14 protein-coding genes are annotated in these 16,785 nt (G+C 55.0%); 3 read left to right on the top strand and 11 right to left on the bottom strand.

Going from position 1 to position 16,785, the window contains the following annotated elements:
- Positions 1-486: 486 nt before the first annotated feature.
- Both NH395_RS06260 and NH395_RS06255 read left to right on the top strand, forming a co-directional pair.
- Entirely contained in the window at positions 487-1,878 is a 1,392-nt protein-coding gene (locus NH395_RS06260; RefSeq protein ID WP_253023248.1) for a sigma-54 dependent transcriptional regulator, read from the top strand.
- Between the two features lie 39 nt (positions 1,879-1,917).
- Entirely contained in the window at positions 1,918-3,009 is a 1,092-nt protein-coding gene (locus NH395_RS06255) for a transporter (RefSeq protein WP_066315721.1), read from the top strand.
- 45 nt (positions 3,010-3,054) lie between these two features.
- Here NH395_RS06255 and NH395_RS06250 read toward each other — a convergent pair whose 3' ends face one another.
- From NH395_RS06250 to NH395_RS06215, 8 genes are all read right to left on the bottom strand, one after another.
- Positions 3,055-3,765: a hypothetical protein gene (locus tag NH395_RS06250; RefSeq protein WP_253023247.1), complete on the bottom strand. Its 711-nt coding sequence runs from the start codon at positions 3,763-3,765 to the stop codon at positions 3,055-3,057.
- 15 nt (positions 3,766-3,780) lie between these two features.
- Complete coding sequence (locus NH395_RS06245) at positions 3,781-4,485, bottom strand: C39 family peptidase (RefSeq protein WP_253023245.1); 705 nt, start codon at positions 4,483-4,485, stop codon at positions 3,781-3,783.
- A gap of 35 nt (positions 4,486-4,520) precedes the next feature.
- Positions 4,521-4,949, bottom strand: a complete 429-nt coding sequence (locus NH395_RS06240; RefSeq protein WP_253023243.1) for a hypothetical protein — start codon at positions 4,947-4,949, stop codon at positions 4,521-4,523.
- 105 nt (positions 4,950-5,054) lie between these two features.
- A complete protein-coding gene (locus tag NH395_RS06235) occupies positions 5,055-6,209 on the bottom strand; it encodes a hypothetical protein (protein ID WP_253023242.1) in 1,155 nt (384 codons plus the stop codon).
- Positions 6,210-6,838: 629 nt separating this feature from the next.
- Positions 6,839-8,668 (bottom strand): glutamine--fructose-6-phosphate transaminase (isomerizing), encoded by a 1,830-nt coding sequence (gene glmS / locus NH395_RS06230; protein ID WP_253023240.1) that lies wholly within the window; start codon positions 8,666-8,668, stop codon positions 6,839-6,841.
- 13 nt (positions 8,669-8,681) lie between these two features.
- Positions 8,682-10,049, bottom strand: coding sequence for a bifunctional UDP-N-acetylglucosamine diphosphorylase/glucosamine-1-phosphate N-acetyltransferase GlmU (glmU, locus tag NH395_RS06225; RefSeq protein ID WP_253023238.1), 1,368 nt, complete (start codon positions 10,047-10,049; stop codon positions 8,682-8,684).
- A 1-nt stretch (position 10,050) separates the two neighbouring features.
- The gene (locus NH395_RS06220) at positions 10,051-11,169 is read right to left on the bottom strand and encodes an FAD:protein FMN transferase (protein ID WP_253023237.1); all 1,119 of its coding nucleotides are present in this window, start codon (positions 11,167-11,169) and stop codon (positions 10,051-10,053) included.
- 15 nt (positions 11,170-11,184) lie between these two features.
- On the bottom strand, positions 11,185-11,985 hold the full coding sequence (locus NH395_RS06215) for an undecaprenyl-diphosphate phosphatase (protein WP_253023235.1): 801 nt from the start codon (positions 11,983-11,985) through the stop codon (positions 11,185-11,187).
- Positions 11,986-12,161: 176 nt separating this feature from the next.
- Between NH395_RS06215 and NH395_RS06210 the strand changes: the two genes are divergently transcribed.
- Positions 12,162-13,355, top strand: a complete 1,194-nt coding sequence (locus NH395_RS06210) for a cation diffusion facilitator family transporter (RefSeq protein ID WP_253023233.1) — start codon at positions 12,162-12,164, stop codon at positions 13,353-13,355.
- A gap of 16 nt (positions 13,356-13,371) precedes the next feature.
- On the opposite strand, the gene mgtE is transcribed toward NH395_RS06210, so the two are convergent.
- The 3 genes from mgtE to atpD all read right to left on the bottom strand — a co-directional run bounded on the left by mgtE (position 13,372) and on the right by atpD (position 16,757).
- On the bottom strand, positions 13,372-14,757 hold the full coding sequence (mgtE, locus tag NH395_RS06205) for a magnesium transporter (protein WP_253023231.1): 1,386 nt from the start codon (positions 14,755-14,757) through the stop codon (positions 13,372-13,374).
- Positions 14,758-14,924: 167 nt separating this feature from the next.
- Positions 14,925-15,353 (bottom strand): F0F1 ATP synthase subunit epsilon, encoded by a 429-nt coding sequence (locus NH395_RS06200; protein ID WP_066315695.1) that lies wholly within the window; start codon positions 15,351-15,353, stop codon positions 14,925-14,927.
- Positions 15,354-15,377: 24 nt separating this feature from the next.
- Complete coding sequence (gene atpD, locus NH395_RS06195; RefSeq protein WP_066315690.1) at positions 15,378-16,757, bottom strand: F0F1 ATP synthase subunit beta; 1,380 nt, start codon at positions 16,755-16,757, stop codon at positions 15,378-15,380.
- Positions 16,758-16,785: the final 28 nt, after the last annotated feature.

Raw genomic sequence — 16,785 nt, 5'->3', positions numbered from 1 at the left:
AAGCCGACTAATAGAAGGGAGCAATGCAACATTGCAGTCAACGAAGCGTAACGGGTAGATCAACAGGACAAGCTGCTTCGTTTGGTCGATGACATGGGTCAGGAACTCAAGTGCAAGTACCATTTTATTAATGAACCTGACGTTCCTTTTACTCTTCCGGGATAGCAAAATTTTCTATAACGCTTTGTTAAAAAATATCTTTAATGTCAGTACTGAGAAATCTCATACTTATAGCCCTCTCTTTAACACACTGTAACTTGACTTTACATTACTTCAGGATCGACCAACACTAATCACACCCCAGCCTGCGATAGTGCCGTATGTTAGAAATACTCACCCATTCATTCTCAGCCTAAAGCTTGAAAAGGGTGCTTTCTATCGGGGTTTGAAAAATGATGATGCTCGGGCAACGCCGTCGCAAGACTTTGCCTTACGCAGGGCCTGATCACTATTAGCAGTGATTGCCAGCAACCACGAGGTAACGTCATGATCGAGCCGACCAGGCAGCTCATAACAGCCGGAAACACGACGTTTCTTCAGAACACCATAAAACAGCTTTTAGGGTATGGCTGGTCAATTAACCATGCTGTTAATGCTCATAAAGCAATAGAATTGCTCGACAATAAGCCTTGTCGAGTTGGCTTGATGGCTATCGATCCATCAACATTCACCCTTCCTTTGGAAATCGATAGTAGCCCCCGGCTGGCAGACATCTATTGGGTAGCCATTATCGAACGTAATGGTTTAAGTCACGAGAAGACTCGCGAGCGGATTTTTAATACTTGTTATGCCTATCAGGTCCATCCCGTCGATGCGAGAAAACTCGATACCTTGATAGAGAGTGCACTGGCAATGGCCAACCTCAAAGGCACTCCCCCCATCCCGACACTTTCCTGTCTGGACGATGAATATCATATCGTTGGCGATAGTCCGACCATGCAACTGCTCTATCGAACGATCGCCAAAGTGGCTGCTACCAGTGCACCTGTGCTGATTACCGGAGAGTCGGGCACGGGAAAGGAACTCACAGCTCATGCCATTCATACCCATTCATCCAGACGCCATGGGCCATTTAACGTTGTCAATTGTGGCGCTCTACCCTCCGGTCTTATCCAGTCAGAACTCTTTGGGCATGAGAAAGGAGCCTTCACTGGGGCTAATCAGCGCAAGGTCGGCATCATAGAGAATTCACAGGGAGGCACTCTGTTTCTCGACGAGATCGGGGATCTGCCTCTGGATTTACAAGTCAACCTGCTTCGCTTCCTGGAAAACCTCAAAGTGCTTCGAGTCGGCGGGCTTAAAGAGATCCCTGTCGATGTCAGAGTGTTGGCCGCCACCCACGTCGACCTTGATGAGGCGGTCAGCAGGGGGGATTTTCGTGAAGATCTCTATCATCGGCTCAATGTGCTTCAAGTCAGGGTACCGGCGCTGAGAGAGCACCCAGAAGACATCGAAGCCCTGGCCCACTTTTTCTTCCAGAAGTTCTCGACCGAAAAACCAACCCGAGTCGGTGGATTCAGCCACGAATGTATCACTGTCATGCGGCAACACCACTGGCCAGGCAACATCCGCGAACTGGTCAACCGGGTGAGACGTTCCATGGTCATGTGCGAGCACCGACTCATTACCCCTGCCGATATGGGGCTGGAAAGGCGACATGGACTTTTCCGGGATGTTGATACCCTTCAGCAGGTTCGCGACGTGGCAGAGTTCGAGGCTATCAGGGCTGCCCTGGCACGTAACAGACACAATGTGCTGCGTGCATCGCTCGAACTGGGTGTCTCACGCGTCACCCTATACCGCTTAATCGAAAAACACGGTATCGAAAAGAATGGCTGTCCCGATGAACGGCAATCGATCCATGCCTCCTCCCGCTAGGACGAGGCACTACGCAAAAAAGAAAAAAGGAAAGAAACCATGACTCCACGTGGCACTAACATCCTGTATACCGCCGGCTTGGCATCTTTTATCAGTTGCACACCGGTACTGGCCCAACAGACAGGCGGGGATTCGCAGATCCAGCCGGTTGGACAGGAGCCCGACCAGCAGGAGATTCAGCCAGACGTCCAGGCAATGGCGGAATATGGAGGCGTATTGACGCCTAAAGGCAGGTTGGTTCTGGAGCCCGAATTCCAGTATTCCCACGAGAGCATTAACCGAACGACCTTCGAGGGTATCGAAGTATTGAGTACCCTGCTGATCGGGGTGTTCACCGCACAGGATGTCGACCGTGATAGCTATACGGCCTCTCTGACCGGGCGGCTGGGTTTTACCGACCGCCTGGAACTCGAGATGAAAGTTCCCTATGTCTATCGAGATGAGTCGAACCGCGTCACAGTCTCAGAAGTTAATCCCGATTTTACGTTGAACCGTGAGTTATCCAATAATGCGCTGGGCGATATCGAATTAGCCGCCCACTACCAGTTGAACCGTGGCCTGAATGGCATGCCCTACTTCATTGGTAATCTGCGTTATAAGAGCACCACCGGTGAAGGTCCCTTCGATATTCGCCGTAACAGCGCTGGCACTCCGCTGGAATTAACCACCGGCACTGGCTTTCACTCCTTCGAGCCCAGTCTCACCATGCTGGTACCCTCCGCGCCCGCTGTCTATTTCGCCAATCTTGGCTACGTCTTCAATCTTGAAGATGATGTCAATCAGCAAGTTACCCAAGATGATGACGACTTGATCATAGGCGAGGTGGATCCTGGAGATACCATTCGACTGAGTTTCGGCATGGCCTACTCGATCAACCCAAAAACGTCCTTTACGCTGGGCTACAAAAACGACTTCATCGGCGAGACGACAACGAAGTTTGTCAATAACAGTACCGGTAACACGACTCAGGTAAGCTCAAACACTCTAAACGTTGGCTCCCTGCTCCTCGGATGGTCCTACCAGTTGAATCCGGATGTCTCGCTCAACTTGGGCCTGGAGTTGGGCATCACCGATGATGCGCCGGATACAACCCTGACACTTCGCATGCCTATCGGTATGGGCATTTTTTAGCTAAAGGAAGAAACGTCGACAGCTGCCTCACCGGCAGCTGTCGTATCAGCGCAGGATACCTGAAAAGGAATCAACAATCGCGGCCCGTTGCCTGGCTGCCTTCAATGCTCCAATGTTGTTGAGTTGAACATCAACATTGATCCGCTGCTTTATATTCCGTCCAGAAGCATTGCTCACTACGCCGCTGACGATGGCGTCACGGGTAATATTTTGCAAGGCTGCCGTAAAGCCTTTGGCATCGTTCAACGTAACGCCAGAAAAACCTGCCAGACCCGATAAATCCACGCCAGCTGGTGTCAGATCAGTGACGAGCACTCCCGTACCAGGCCCCACCTGACTGACTGAACCAGAAGGGGCGCGAAATGTCTGGGACACAACGTCGACGCCCGCCCTGCTGAAGTTGATAACCGACACCAGCTCAATGCTGTTATCGATCATGGTCTGTAGCCTGGCCCCGAAGTCTACATCGAGCCCACCAAGACTGAATCCCGCTCGCAATTGATCGAGCTCTATCTCTGCAATAACGACGCCTCGACTAAATTCATCATTTACAGCCAATGAGGATACAACCTCAGTGTAAAGACTCACGGGTACTGGATAACCTGAAGAAGCTTCCCAATGGCGACTTGATGATTCTGACGCTGCATTGCTTGCCTTTGGGTAAGCTGACCAAGTGCCGGTCGCCGCTATCATCAGCGCTGCACCGATCCATCGCCCGCCCCTTCGCCTAAGCATGGTGCTTGATTGAGATGGCATTTTCGTATTTCCTCATCATCGACCCATCTCATTTCTGGCGGGAAGGGTCAGCAGACTGGCACCTAGGCTTGAACGGTTCACTCCTACCGATAGAGGTGAATCGGGACGCACGGCCCAATCCTGCTCGTTATTGAAGTTTTTCCGGGCAATCTCGATTTCCTCGCGCACGCCCAGAACCGTGCCGTCCCAAAGCGATTCGAAGTGAGCCTTGGGCACCACTTGGGTACCTGTCGCGGGATCCCCAATCAGAATATTATTGGCGTCGACTCCCTTTACAACCACAAAATGCTTGTAACCCGCCGTGTTCACCATCGTAATGGCGGGCACGCCAATACGGATAAAGTCATCCAGGCTGATTCTGAACCCATCGGAGTTGAGTCCCTGAGCATCCAGGTATCGCTTCATATCCAGCATGGAAAAGCCATGCCGCTGGATCTGCTCGGCATCCCCGGCCCGAATCATGCTTTCAAACACCTCTGCCTCAGTGGTCTCACGCTGATAATGAAACGTCAGCAAGGTCGCGACAGACGCAGAACCACAGCTGAAATCGTATTGCTGGCGAACCACCCTGTCCCAACCCTTTTCCTGCAGACTCTGGGCCTCGACCTGAAAACTACCGAAACGATTGAATATGGCGACCTGTCCGGCATGGGCAACCACCATGTTGCCTATAAGAAAGAGTGACGCCATGCCACAGCAAAGTTGTCTATCTAGTTTCATGGCGCATCATTCCTTGTGGAAAACCCGATCAAGGCTCAGTTGGCGATAAAGACACTGATACCCACGGCATTGTTGATGGAATTGCCATTACCCGTCACGGCACTGAAAATGCCTGTTCCGCTATAGCTCCCCAAGGCATCAGAAGCAAAGCTGATATTGCCTGAGACCATATTTCCGCCAATATTGAAGGAGGTATCCGTCACCGATGCTTTCATATTCTGGATGCTTTTTACCGTATTGAAATTGACGATCGCCTCACCTTCTCTTGCCCTGGCCCTATCCATTTCCTCGATATCCATCCGTTGCATCGCTTCAAAACCATTGCTGTTAAGCGCATGACTATCGCTGGCCTGACTCTTTGTCATCCCCAGAACGACCATTACAGAGACGAGCGTAATGACCATCAGCGTACGCTGGGGACAAAGTAACTCGGATTGAATTGAACTGACTGAAGACACCTTCATGGCACTGGCTCCCGGCACCCTATCCATACGGACAGTTCATCGAGGGAGCCGAAGGATTTGCACCCACCGGCTCCCGGTTCATCAAAGCACCATTAGCGCTTTAACTCAGTTGCCGATACTCACATTGCTGTGAGCCGCGACGTTGGTACCCGATACCTGAGAGTTGTATAGGCCGGTAGACAAGTTCATGTTGTTGATGCCGCCGAACACACCAGCCGCCACGGAAACGTTGGCTGCGCCAGTTGCCAATCTTGCAGCACCGCCATTGCCACCGTTGCCACCATTGCCACCGTTGCCAGCTACGGCAGTGGCGTCTCCACCAACTCCCTGACCGCTGCCACCATTGCCGCCGCTGCCTGCACCGCCGTTACCACCACTAGCTGTGGCTAGGCCACCATCGCCGCCATCACCGCCTGCTCCAGAAGCCGAACCGGTGCCGGAACCGGTACCAGAACCGTTACCGGCGGTTCCACCCGCTACGGCAGAGCTCGCGGTAGCATCACCGTTGGTGCTATCACCGTTAGTCGGCGTATTGGTGTTGTCATCATCGACGTCATCGCCGGTGACAGATGCATAGCCTTGAGCTGTGCCACCCTGGGCATCGGTATTGCCATTGGCAGCACCCGCATCGCCGCCCTCGCCAGAGCCTTCACCGTATACTTCAGCGTAGCCTTCTCCATAACCACCTTCGTAACCATCACCGCCATCGGCAGTCGCACTACCACCGTAGCCGCCCTGCCCCTGGCCGCCGCCACCGCCGGTACCTTCACCGTAGCTATCGGCATAAGCGTCACCGCCAGCACCGCCAGCAGCTCCAGTGGCTCCGCGGCCGCCATAGACGTTGATACGAGCGCCGCTGACGGTGGAGCTCATATCTTGCATCGAGATGACATTGGTGGAGGTGTTGTAAGATTCACTCATGGCCCAGGCATCCCCACCACGGCCAGTGGTGCCGCCGGTTCCACCCATACCGCTTCCACTGGCAGCTCCGCCCGTGCCGTTACCACTGGAGAGGTCATTGTCATCGGAACTTTCATCAAAGTCGCCGTCGACATTGGCATAGACACTGCCACCAGTGCCCTGACCAGACCCACTGCCACCGCTTGCGCTTCCACTGCCGCCGCCCGTCGCGGTGGCCCGGGAATCCACCGTCTGATCCACCTCCTCGGCTAATCCTGCGCTAGGGTTGGCATGCGCCGTAGAGATTGCTATCACAATGGCCAGTAGAGGCGTTCCTGCTACTACGAGATACTTTTTCATGTTCATGTCTCCGTTTGAATTGTCTGCCACAGCCTGCGAACTTTCGCCATCGTCCCTAACGCTCAATTCTGGACCCTCGAATAACGCATCTTGCTCGCAGCCAATAACCCAGGAGCATGATCTATGCCAGTTGAAACCCAACTGGACGTAACCAATTATAAGAAAAGAAAATTTTTAAATAATGGACACTTTAATCCCCTCTAGGCCTTGCCAGAGCGTTTGTAACTTGGTGATTAGTGTTTCATCCACGGAACAGTTGAGCGATAAAAGCCCTAAATTTAAGAGCATTCTATTTAAAAACAGTTAATTAAAAACATTCCATAAAGTGCAACGATAACGTTACACCAAGGAAGGGAAAACTGACTGGAGCATTGATCAGATAGATAATTTTTTTGGCTCATAAAGAAAGTACCAATGAGATAGTCACTGGCACTGAAGCTTTTATCAAGCTGGGAGAGAAGTTCCGGGGAATATCGCTTTTGCTTTGACTGGGATTAGCAAAGTCTTAAAAACATACGGCATGACGTATAAGCCACTGGGAAAACTTGACTGTATTATTAAAGGAGGAGGGTAATAACATTTATGAAAAAGGGGCAGCCATTGTCTTGTGGATGCCCCTTTGCCAGACGCTACTCTACCGTGACACTTTTTGCCAGGTTACGCGGTTGATCCACATCGGTGCCTTTAAGTACCGCAACATGGTAGCTCAACAGCTGGAGCGGCAAGGTGTACAGCAATGGGGTCAGCGCTTCGTGGATATGCGGCAAGTGCAGGATCCGAAGATCGTCGCGCTCCTCGATCCCTACCTGCTCGTCGGCAAACACAAACAGTTCTCCCCCACGCGCGCGCACTTCCTGAAGGTTGGACTTGAGTTTTTCCAGCAAATCGTCGTTGGGCGCCACCGAAATCACCGGCATATCAGCATCCACCAGCGCCAGCGGCCCATGCTTCAGCTCTCCGGCCGGATAGGCTTCCGCGTGAATATAGGAAATTTCCTTAAGCTTGAGTGCACCTTCAAGGGCCACCGGAAAATGCGCACCACGTCCCAAGAACAACGCATGATGTTTTTCGGCAAAAGCCTCCGACAGCACTTCGATTGCCGGATCCAACGCCAGCACTTGTTGGCAAAGTGCGGGTAGGGCTTTCAATGCCGATACGATATCAGCGTGATGATCATCGCGGCCATGTACCCTGCTGATCGACAGTGTCAGCAACATCAATCCAATAAGCTGGGTGGTAAAGGCTTTGGTCGATGCGACACCGATTTCAGGCCCTGCCCGGGTCATCAGGGTCACATCCGATTCACGCACCAATGAGCTACCCGGCACGTTGCAAATGGCCAGGGTACCCACGTAATCCAGTTGTTTCGCATAGCGTAGCGCCGCCAGGGTATCGGCGGTTTCACCGGACTGGGAAAGCGTGACAAACAGTGTGCCCTCGGGTACCACGGGATAGCGGTAACGATACTCGGATGCAACTTCCACCTGTACGGGGATACCGGCATAGCGCTCTAACCAATAGCGCGCCACCAGCCCAGCGTGATAGCTGGTGCCACAGGCGATAATATGGATTTGCCTGGTGGCTTGAAAAATAGCCGGGGCATCGGGGCCAAAGCTTTCAACCAAGACGTGATCATCGCTCAAGCGTCCTTCAAGCGCGGCCCGGATTACCTCGGGCTGTTCAAAGATTTCTTTGAGCATGAAGTGACGATAGTTTCCTTTACTCGCTGCGCCATCACCATGCTCAAATGTCTGAACCGGTCGTTCAACCGCTTTTCCATGGCGGTCGACGATACGAATAGCGCCCTGCTCACGCAGCTCTACCAGATCCCCTTCCTCCAAATAAATGAACCGGTCGGTAACCTGCAACAGCGCCAGCGGATCGGAGGCCAAAAATGCTTCGTCAATACCCACGCCGACCACCAGAGGGCTGCCCTGCCGTGCACCGACGACAACGCCTGGCGCGTTAGCACTCATCACGCCCAGCGCATAAGCACCGCCCAAGCCGTTGACGATCTGCTGGGTGGCATCAAATAAACTAAGGCCGCTATCCAGTTTCTCGGCGAGTAAGTGAGCAATGACCTCGGTATCGGTTTCAGAGGTAAAAAGGTAGCCACTGGCTTGCAGCCGATCTTTGATGGCTTCGTAATTTTCGATGATGCCATTGTGTACAACGGCAACCTGATCACCGCTTTGGTGAGGGTGGGCATTGGCCTCAGAGGGTTTTCCGTGTGTGGCCCAGCGGGTATGGGCAATCCCCGATTTCCCGGGTAATGCCGCTTCATCCAGCTTGCTTGAAAGCGCTGCCACCTTGCCTATCGCCCGGTGGCGGGTCAGCGAACAGCCATCGTAAACCGTCATGCCGGCCGAGTCGTAACCGCGGTATTCGAGACGTTTTAACCCTTCCAATAAGATACCCTGGACGTTGCGCTGGGCAACGGCGCCGACGATACCACACATAGGCTTCCCCTTTTCAGTCGTGATGCTTGAGCGGACGCTTCCAGTCGCTTTTCTCGAGTTGCCGCCCCCGCGATACGGCCAGCGCATTATCGCTGACGTCCTTGGCGATAGTCGAGCCAGCCCCCACCGTGGCCCCTTCCCCAATGCTCACCGGTGCCACCAGCGCCGTGTTGGAACCAATGAAGGCATGATGGCCAATTTCGGTAAGGTGTTTGTTGGCCCCATCGTAGTTACAGGTAATCGTACCCGCGCCGACATTGACACCACGCCCCAGACGCGCATCACCCACGTAGCTCAAGTGATTAATTTTACTGCCTTCACCAACATCGGCATTTTTTGTCTCGACAAAGTTACCGACTTTCGCCTTGACCGCTAGCCGGGTACCCGGGCGCAGTCGGGCAAAGGGCCCAATCTGGTTAAGTCCAGCTGCCACCGTTTGGTCGATGATACTATGCGAATCCACGCGGCTCTCAGCCCCGATCGTACTGTTTTTAATCACGCAGTAGGGACCAATTCGCACCCCCTCACCTAATTCGACCTCGCCTTCAAACACGCAGCCCACATCAATAAACACGTCATGGCCACAAGTGAGGCTGCCGCGCACATCAAGACGGGCCGGGTCAGCCAACGCTACCCCCTGTTCCATGAGTTTATCGGCGGCCTGGGCCTGGTAGGCACGTTCCAGGCGTGCCATCTGGGCGCGGTTATTGACGCCTTCGACCTCAATGGCGGTAGAAGGTTGGGCGGTGCAAACCGCAACGCCGTCGCTTTTGGCCATGGCAATCACATCGGTCAGGTAATATTCTCCCTGAGCATTATCCGCCGAGAGCCGAGGCATCCAGCGTTTCAATTGCTCGCTGGTCATCGCCATCATGCCCGTGTTGCACTCGGTAATGGCGAGTTGCTCCTGGCTGGCATCTTTCTGCTCGACGATCGCCACCGCTTCGCCTTCTGAATTGCGCACGATACGCCCATAGCCAGCGGGGTCATCTAGCATGACGGTTAAAAGCCCCATGTGCTGATCATCCACCTGAGCCAGTAATGCCGAAAGCGAATCACGGTGGATCAATGGTACATCACCGTACAGTACCAGTACTTTACCACTGCCCAGCTGCGGTAGCGCCTGGGCGACCGCATGCCCAGTGCCTTTTTGCTCGGCCTGAACAGCAAAGGTCACGGGATAATCAACCAGTGCCTGGCGCAGCTGATCGGCGCCATGGCCGATCACGACATGCGTGCGCGATGGACCTAGTCCGGCGGCCGTATCCAGCACGTGCTGAACCATCGGCTTACCCGCAAGCGTATGCAGTACCTTGGGAATCTGAGAACGCATTCGCGTGCCTTTACCGGCGGCGAGAATGACAATATCGAGTTCTTGCATGTTAATTACCTGTCGCGGTTTTACGGTCGTCCGCATGGGCAGACGCAACCTCTATCTCTAACGACTCAATGAGCTCATCCCCGAAGTACTGCGCAAAGGCAGGGCTTGCGACGCTTCGCCATTGATCTCCCTCGCGTATCAGCATCAGAACATTCAGGTTCTGGTCGCGGGCCATCGCCATACCGTCCTCATTACCCGCCACCATCAGCGCTGTCGCCCAGCCGTCAGCCCAGGCGTTGGAGGGGTGAAAAACCGACACCGAAGCCAGGTCGTGGGTAATCGGCTGACCGGTACGTGGATCAATCGTGTGCGAATAGCGCTGGCCGTCAACCTCGAAGTAATTCCGATAGTCGCCTGATGTCGCCACCGAGATTGAATCAAGCGGCAGTACATGCTGGGCGCGCTGCTGTCCGTTCTCTGGCACTTCAATGCCGACGCGCCACGCGGTCTGTTCATCCAGGTCTCGAACGCCGCGAGCAATCAACTCTCCCCCCAGATTGACCAGATAATTCTCGACCCCTTGCTGATCCAGATAGGCGGCGACGCGGTCAGTCGCGTAGCCTTTAGCAATAGCCGACAGGTCAACGAACACGTCACGGATACGCCGCGCCTCGAGCGCCTGCGTATCCAGCTCAATAGCGTCAAAACCCACCTGCGCCAACCGCTCTCTGAGCTCTTGATCTGACGGAACTTCTTCAGGTCGAGCTTCAGGACCAAAGCTCCAAAGATTGACCAGGTTGCCGATGGTAACGTCGAAAGCACCGTCGCTTGACTCGGCAATCGACTGGCTAATCGCCAATACGTCGATGAGTCCGTCGGACAACGGCTGCCACTCGCCTAATGGCGATCGATTGAAGGCCATCAACTCGGCGTCGTCGCGGTAGGTCGACATCGATTGATCGACGCTTTCCAGTTCCTGCTCGATACCCGCTTCAATGTCGTTGACTTGTCCCTGGGTGAGCGAATCGGCCATTGTCACCTGATAGAAGGTACCGAATATATTGCCTTCCAGTTTAACCGGCGATTCCAGAGGCCGATCGGTTTCCGAACAGCCTATCAACGCTATCGATAGCAGCACGATCACGCTGCAATAGCGCCACAAATGACGACCCTGTCGCATCGTTGTTACTCCGCCTTAACCATGAAAAAACCATAGCAGCCAAGCGCCCAAAAGTACGCGGTATAACACAAAGGGCTGCATTCCCAACCGTTTGATCAACACCAGAAAAACATGAATACAGAGATAGGCGCTCAATCCGGAAAGCAGCGTACCGGCCAACATTGCTGATCCATCGACCGGGTTCGGTTGACCAATGAGTTCTATTGTTTCTAAACCACCCGCTAACACAATGACCGGAATGGAAAGTAGAAAGGAAAAGCGTGCCGCCCCTTCGCGGCTCATTCCCAGCATCAACGCGGCGGTCATGGTAACGCCTGAGCGCGACGTGCCAGGAATCAGTGCCAGTGCCTGAGCCCCGCCAATCCACAGCGCATCTTTCAACGTCAACTGATATTCGCTACGTGCTCCACGTTTTTGCCAGTCGGCATAGCCAAGCCAAAGGCCAAAAACGATCAAACTGACGCCGATAATCAGCGGCGAACGCATATATTCCGAGATTGCATCGCGCATTAAAAAGCCCACGGCGCATACCGGTAGCGTAGCGATGACCACCCAACCAGCCAGACGTGCGTCGCGGTCGACGTGGTGACCTTTCAACGCGGCAACGCAGCTCAACATCATCTGCCACAGCTCAGCACGGAAATAGACCACGACTGCTGACAGGCTCCCCAAATGCAGCGCCACATCGAAGGCCAATCCCTGATCTTGCCATTCGGTGAGCACAGGCACCAGAATCAAATGAGCCGAACTGGACACCGGCAAAAATTCGGACACCCCCTGCACCAGTGCTAATACCAAGACCTGAAGCCAATCCATTGCTTATCCTCATCTACTCTCGGTTGAGGGGGTACTTATTGGCGCTTAAGGATACACATCCTGAGCTAACTTGTCCGCCATTAGCATTCTCCAGCCGCTTGGGACTATAGAGCACGCCGGTGAGTGCGCTACAATAGGGCACCTACTCGCCAAGGGGCGTCCCTGCAAGGTACCTCATGACTCAGCGCGTCGACTCATCGGTTATTCAAGATACTCAGTTGCAAAGCCGCGAGGCAAAGCGTGTCACCTATATCGGTGCCTGGCTGGATGGGCTGCTGAGCATCGTTAAGGTCGTCGTCGGGTTGATGGTCGGTTCCGCGGCGTTGATTGCTGACGGCATTCATTCATTATCTGATTTGGTCACCGATGGTTTTGTCCTGGCGGCCATTCATTACGGCCGCCAGGAACCGGACCAAGACCACCACTATGGTCATGGCCGGATCGAAACCCTTACCACGCTCCTGCTGGGAAGTGTGTTGATTTTCGTCGCGGGGGGTATTGCCTGGTCCAGTCTGGATCGTTTGTTTAGTGGCGCTGATATTAATGCGCCGGGCGTGTTCGCCATTGTGGTGACGGTGATTGCATTGCTCAGTAAGGAGTGGATCTACCGTTACACCATGCAAATCGCCAAACGGGTCGGTTCCAAACTGCTTGAAGCCAACGCCTGGCACTCACGCAGCGACGCCCTTTCCACCGCCGTCGTCTTGATTGCCCTGCTCGGTGCCCAGTTTGGCTTGGGGTGGCTGGACGCCGTTGCCGCCATCATCGTCGGCTTGCTGGTCGGTAAAGTCGGCTGGGACCTGCTATGGGAGTCGGCCCGCGAACTGGTCGACACCGCCCTGCCCGAGGACGCCCAACGGCAGATGCATGACGTCGCCTGCGGCGTACCCGGCGTGGACAGCGTTCATGACCTGCGTACCCGCCAATCCGCTGGCTGGGTAATGGTCGATTTACACGTTGTGGTCGGCCCCAAGATCACCGTCTCGGAAGCCCATGAAATCGGCAATGAGGTCAGCCGCCGCCTGCGTCACCAGTTCCCTGCATTAACCGACGTCATATTTCACATCGACCCTGAAGACGACGCTGGCGAAGGCGACCCAAGCCGCTTTCCAGGTCTGCCCCTGCGCCCGGAAGTAGAGGCAGCTCTGGATGCGCGCTGGTACAAGCATCCGGTGTGGCGCACGCTCAACGAGCTACAGCTTCACTACCTGAACGAAAAAATCTCAGTATCACTGATTATAAGCGACCCCGTTCACCAGCCGCCCCAGTGCCTTGCCAGCCAGCTAAAAGCGCTGGCCAGCGATATCGAATGGCTCGGGCATGTGGAAGTGATGTTTATTACCCGCGCCGCCAGTCATACCATGCGTTGAACTCGGCGCTATCACCCTACGACAAAGGGGTGAGCACAGCGGTGGCAATACTGAAGTAAATCAGCACCCCAGAGGCATCAATCAAGGTGGTGACCAGCGGCGCCGAGGCCGTGGCAGGGTCAACCCGAAAGCGTTCCAGCACGAACGGCAGGCACATGCCGATCAGGCTGCCAAACATGACGATGGTCACCATGCTGAGTGCGACAATCATCGCCACCGCCTCACCACCGCGAAGCACCCCGATTGGCGCCACAGCAATCGCCATGGTGATCCCCAGCGAACCGGCCACCAACAGCTCACGGCCAAGCATTTTTCCCCAGTCCTTCACGCCAACATCACCGGTTGCCATCCCGCGAACCATCAAGGTAGCAGCCTGGGCGCCCGCATTACCCCCGCTGCCGATTAGCAACGGCAAAAAGAACACCAGCGCGACCTGTGCTGCAATGGTGTCCTCGAAATAGGCAATGCCGGCACCGGAGAACAGGTTGGCAAATACCAGCAACACCAGCCAGAAAACCCGCTTGCGATACAGCGTCCAAAGAGGCACCCGGCTAACGCCATCCTCCAACTGGCCGATCGACATCCCCTTGTGGATATCTTCTGTCGCTTCCGACTCGGCCACGTCCATGGCGTCATCGTGGGTGACGATTCCCACCATCCGGCCATCAGCATCGATCACCGGCAGGGCCAGCAGGTCGTAACGCGCCACAATCTTGGCAACATCTTCCTGCTCTTTATCCACTGGTGTGCTGATCACATCCTTGATCATGATGTCATCGACCAAAGCGCCCGGGCGGGCCACCATTAGCTGGCGCAACGACATGGTACCTATCAACTGACCTTCGCTGTCGAGTACATAGAGCTGATAGACCGTTTCAGCGTCAGGCGCGGTCTGGCGCACGCGCATCATGGCCTGAGAGACCGTCATGCCGCTGGCAATGGCGACGTAATCCGAGGTCATGATGGCCCCGGCTGTGCCCTCCTCGTAGCTGGCCAACCGCTTGAGGTCTTCACGTTCCCTGTGGGCCATGCGCCGCAGCAGGGCTTCACGGCGGTCTTCATCGAGCAGGTTGAACAAGTCGGCCCGTTCATCGGAACCCATTTCTTCCAGCAGCTTGAGCGCATGAGTATCCGGGAGACTGCCGATGACCTCCAGCTGGCTTTCGCCGGGTAGATAACCCAAGACATTGGCGGCGCGTTCGGTGGACAAGACATCGAGTAACGCCAGCGCGTCAGCCAAGGCGTCATCCTCTTCGATCAGATCTTCGAGGATTTCACCGATATCTGCCGACCGGATCTCACTCAGACGTTCAGCAAACAGTGCCGTGTTCGGTGCGTCCTTTCCAAGCTCGTCGAGCAGCTCGGCTTTTATGGCTTGCAGCGTTTCATCATTTAACGACACGGCATTCTCCTTTTACGCTTGCGAAGGCCAGGTGGCGACAATTCCTTATCCTTGCGTTTTGGCTGCCATTCGATTTCTATTTTATATACTACCAGACAAAAAAAACGCCCCCTGAACCCTAATCACGGGTTCAAGGGGCGTTGTGGTTCACGCCAAGCGTGACGGTTTTAGCCTTTGCCCGCTTTTTTGCGCAGCTGCTGGATCGTTCGCAACTGGGCAACGGCTTCGGCAAGTTCCGCAGCAGCCCGCGTATAGTCGAGCTCGGATGTCTTGTCGTTAAAGGCTTTCAGCGCTTGCTGACGCGCTTCTTCAGCAGCCGCCTCATTGAGGTCGCTGGCACGCGAGGCAGCGTCGGCCAACACGGTCACGATATCTGGCTGGACTTCCATGAAGCCGCCGGTCACGAAGAAATGTTCCTCTTCGCCACCATCGTGAATCACCCGTACCGGCCCCGGCTTGAGTTCCGTCAGCAACGGCGCGTGACCGGGTAGAATCCCCAGATCGCCCGTGCTGCCAGAAGCAACCACCATCTCGACCGTTCCCGAGTAGATGGACGCTTCAGCGCTGACGATATTGCAAGTGAAGCTATTCGCCATAGCGAATCCCCCTAATGGACGGGATTACTTCTTCATCTGGTTGGCTTTCTCGACTGCTTCGTCGATGGAGCCAACCATGTAGAAGGCCTGTTCCGGCAAGTCATCGTACTCGCCTTCGAGGATGCCCTGGAAGCCACGGATGGTGTCTTTCAGCGACACGTATTTACCCGGTGCACCGGTGAATACCTCGGCCACGAAGAAGGGCTGCGACAGGAAGCGCTGGATTTTACGCGCGCGGGCGACGGCCAGCTTGTCCTCGTCAGACAGCTCATCCATACCCAGGATCGCGATGATATCCTTGAGTTCCTTGTAACGCTGCAGAACACCCTGAACGCCGCGTGCGGTGTCGTAATGTTCTTGGCCAACGACCAACGGATCCAACTGACGCGAGGTCGAGTCAAGCGGGTCGATGGCCGGGTAGATACCCAACTCGGCAATCGAACGCGCCAATACCACGGTGGCATCCAGGTGCGAGAAGGTGGTGGCCGGCGACGGATCGGTCAAGTCATCCGCCGGTACATAAACAGCCTGTACGGAGGTGATCGAGCCCGTCTTCGTCGAGGTGATACGTTCCTGCAGAACGCCCATCTCTTCGGCCAGCGTCGGCTGATAACCCACCGCTGACGGCATACGACCCAGCAGGGCCGATACTTCGGTACCCGCCAGGGTATAGCGGTAGATGTTATCGACGAACAGCAGAACGTCGCGGCCTTCGTCACGGAATTTCTCCGCAATGGTCAGGCCGGTCAACGCCACGCGCAGACGGTTGCCCGGCGGCTCGTTCATCTGACCGTAGACCAGCGATACCTTGTCGATAACGTTGGATTCGGTCATTTCGTGATAGAAGTCGTTACCCTCACGCGTACGCTCACCGACACCGGCGAATACCGAGTAGCCGCTGTGTTCGGTGGCGATGTTGCGGATAAGCTCCATCATGTTGACGGTTTTACCGACACCGGCACCGCCGAACAGGCCGACCTTACCACCCTTGGCAAACGGGCAGACCAGGTCGATAACCTTGATCCCGGTTTCCAGCAGCTCTTCAGACGCTGCCTGGTCGGCATAGCCGGGTGCCTTGCGGTGAATCGGCATGCGCTCGTCTTCACCGATTTCACCTGCTTCATCAATCGGCTCGCCGAGCACGTTCATGATACGGCCCAGCGTGGCTTTACCCACGGGGACCGAAATCGCAGCACCTGTGTCGGCCACGTCCATGCCACGCTTCAAGCCCTCAGTGGAGCCCATGGCGATGGTGCGCACCACGCCGTCGCCCAGCTGCTGCTGGACTTCGAGGATGGTCTCTACATCAGAGACCTTCAGCGCGTCGTAGACCTTGGGCACAGAGTCCCGCGGAAACTCTACGTCAATCACCGCGCCGATGATTTGTACGATACGTCCGCTCATCTTGGTTCCTCTCAAAAACCTGCAAATG

The sequence above is a fragment of the Halomonas sp. Mc5H-6 genome (assembly GCF_024124705.1).
GTDB lineage: Bacteria > Pseudomonadota > Gammaproteobacteria > Pseudomonadales > Halomonadaceae > Vreelandella > Vreelandella subterranea.
The sequence above is the reverse complement of the archived record's forward strand: the minus strand, read 5'-3'. Positions and strand labels throughout refer to the sequence as shown.

What these genes read in the sequence shown, in the direction of transcription:
- NH395_RS06260 (WP_253023248.1), top strand. Translation starts at nt 487, where the DNA reads ATGATCGAGCCGACCAGGCAGCTCATAACAGCCGGAAACACGACGTTT.
- NH395_RS06255 (WP_066315721.1), top strand. Translation starts at nt 1,918, where the DNA reads ATGACTCCACGTGGCACTAACATCCTGTATACCGCCGGCTTGGCATCT.
- NH395_RS06250 (WP_253023247.1), bottom strand. Translation starts at nt 3,765, where the DNA reads ATGCCATCTCAATCAAGCACCATGCTTAGGCGAAGGGGCGGGCGATGG.
- NH395_RS06245 (WP_253023245.1), bottom strand. Translation starts at nt 4,485, where the DNA reads ATGAAACTAGATAGACAACTTTGCTGTGGCATGGCGTCACTCTTTCTT.
- NH395_RS06240 (WP_253023243.1), bottom strand. Translation starts at nt 4,949, where the DNA reads ATGAAGGTGTCTTCAGTCAGTTCAATTCAATCCGAGTTACTTTGTCCC.
- NH395_RS06235 (WP_253023242.1), bottom strand. Translation starts at nt 6,209, where the DNA reads ATGAAAAAGTATCTCGTAGTAGCAGGAACGCCTCTACTGGCCATTGTG.
- glmS (WP_253023240.1), bottom strand. Translation starts at nt 8,668, where the DNA reads ATGTGTGGTATCGTCGGCGCCGTTGCCCAGCGCAACGTCCAGGGTATC.
- glmU (WP_253023238.1), bottom strand. Translation starts at nt 10,049, where the DNA reads ATGCAAGAACTCGATATTGTCATTCTCGCCGCCGGTAAAGGCACGCGA.
- NH395_RS06220 (WP_253023237.1), bottom strand. Translation starts at nt 11,169, where the DNA reads ATGCGACAGGGTCGTCATTTGTGGCGCTATTGCAGCGTGATCGTGCTG.
- NH395_RS06215 (WP_253023235.1), bottom strand. Translation starts at nt 11,985, where the DNA reads ATGGATTGGCTTCAGGTCTTGGTATTAGCACTGGTGCAGGGGGTGTCC.
- NH395_RS06210 (WP_253023233.1), top strand. Translation starts at nt 12,162, where the DNA reads ATGACTCAGCGCGTCGACTCATCGGTTATTCAAGATACTCAGTTGCAA.
- NH395_RS06200 (WP_066315695.1), bottom strand. Translation starts at nt 15,353, where the DNA reads ATGGCGAATAGCTTCACTTGCAATATCGTCAGCGCTGAAGCGTCCATC.
- atpD (WP_066315690.1), bottom strand. Translation starts at nt 16,757, where the DNA reads ATGAGCGGACGTATCGTACAAATCATCGGCGCGGTGATTGACGTAGAG.